A 1,976-nucleotide genomic window follows, 5' to 3' on the forward strand; every position below is an offset into this window, starting at 1 on the left:
AGTGATCCGCGCCGGCAAGCGCGCCATCGAATAGGGACACGACGATGACCTCCCCGCTGCCGACGGCGCGTCGATTCCACTTCCATGCCTTTCCCGCTGTGTCCTTCCACATGAAGTCATTCCACAGGCCGCGCCAATCCCGTACGCTGACCGCGCTGCTATTGGCGGCAAGCCTGCTCGGCCCCGCGCCGCTGGGCGCGCAGCCTGCGCCATCCCGCGCGCCGGCAAACGCTCCGGGCAGCGCGCAGGGCAGCGCTCAGGCCGGCGATCAAGTCAGCGATCGCGCCGAGCCCACCGCGCAACGGCCGTCGCAGCGTGTGACCCTCGCCGTCGGCGCGCAGCGCGAAATCCGTATCGGCCGGCAGCTCGAACGCATCGCCATCGGCAACCCCGACGTCGCCGACGCGCTGCTGCTCAAATCGCGCGGCGCGAGCACGGCCGTACTGCTGGTCGCACGCAAGCCCGGCAATACCGATCTGATGGTGTGGCCGTCCGGCGAGGCGCCGATCCGCTACGCGGTGCAGGTCGATGCGATGGCCTCCGACGGCCAGGGCGCGCAGATCGACGTCGCGGGGCAGGGCGCCATCATCCGCGGCCAGTCCGCCGATGCCGCGGCCGCCGCAGGCGCGCAACAGGCGGCGCGCGCGACGGTGGGCAACGGTCCGGTGATCGACCGCTCGACCGTGCCGGTCAGCGGCACCGTGCAGGTCGACGTGCGCGTGGTCGAGATCAGCAAGAACGTGCTGAAGCAGGCCGGCTTCAATTTCTATCGCAACCGCTCCGGCTTCGCGTTCGGCAGCTTCTCGCCGTCCACGCTGACCAGGGCCACATTCACGCCGCGGCCGGGCGGCAGCAACACCGGCGGCGGCCTTGTCACGGAATCGACCGCGCCGATCAGCAGCGCCTTCAACCTGGTCGCGGCCTCGATGAGCCACGGCATCTTCGCCAACCTGAGCCTGCTCGAAGGCAACGGCATGGCGCGCATCCTCGCCGAGCCGAGCCTGGTGGCGCTGTCCGGCCAGAGCGCAAGCTTCCTCGCCGGCGGCGAGATCCCGATCCCCGTACCGCAGGCGCTGGGCACGACCACGATCCATTACAAGCAGTTCGGCATCGGGCTGACCGTCACGCCGACGGTGCTGTCGCCGGACCGCATCGCACTGAAGGTCGCGCCCGAAGCCAGCGACCTCGATCCCTCGCGCGGCATCGTGATGAACGGCGCGACGATTCCGGCGATCGTCACGCGCCGCGCCGACACCACGGTCGAACTGGGCGATGGCGAGAGCTTCGTGATCGGCGGCCTGGTCAGCCGCAATACGGTCAGCAATATCGACAAGGTGCCGGTGCTCGGCGACCTGCCGCTGATCGGCGCCTTCTTCAAGAACCTGAACTTCCACCAGGAAGACCGCGAACTGGTGATCATCGTCACGCCGCACCTGGTGCGACCGCTGGCGAAGGGTTCGAGCGCGGCGGCGCGGGTCGGGGCCGACGGCCGCACCTCCGCCAATCCACCGGTCTGGGGCAAGTTCCTCGGCGGCGAACTGGTCGATCCGGCCTTGCCGGGCTTTTCGAGGTAGAGGAAGGCATGGACATGACGCTGCCCCCCATCGATGCGGCCCCCGTGGCCAGCAATGCGACCTTCCTGTTGAACACCACCGGCGAGGCGCCGCGGCGCTGGCTCGAACGTGCGCTGGCGCCGCTGGGCCAGGTGCATGCGGTCGATGGCGTCGACCCCTCGCGCGACGGCATCGTCGAGCGCATCGGCACCGCCAATCCGGGCATCGTGTTCCTGCATTTCAGCGCGGAGCATGCCCAGGCCTCGACCCGGCTCGGCCAGCAACTGGCCCGGCTGTTCCCGAACCTGCCGCTGGTCGCCCTGGGCGAGGCGCAGGAGCCCGAGCTGATGCTGGCGGCGCTGCGTGCAGGCGTGAAGGACTTCGTCGACATGCGCTCGCCCGCCGCCAATGCGATTGCCACGG

The 1,976-nt window shown here is 69.8% G+C and carries 2 protein-coding genes; both read left to right on the forward strand.

Translation table 11 applies throughout. The annotated features are described in order from the left end of the window. Positions 1-110 precede the first annotated feature (110 nt). Positions 111-1,574, forward strand: a complete 1,464-nt coding sequence (locus tag AC6EI8_RS26240; RefSeq protein WP_498383357.1) for a type II and III secretion system protein family protein — start codon at positions 111-113, stop codon at positions 1,572-1,574. Positions 1,575-1,588: 14 nt separating this feature from the next. Next, positions 1,589-1,976, forward strand: a 388-nt coding sequence (locus AC6EI8_RS26245; protein ID WP_498383358.1) for a response regulator, incomplete at its 3' end; no start/stop codon positions are given.

Source organism: Cupriavidus sp. R6-3 (genome assembly GCF_059772245.1).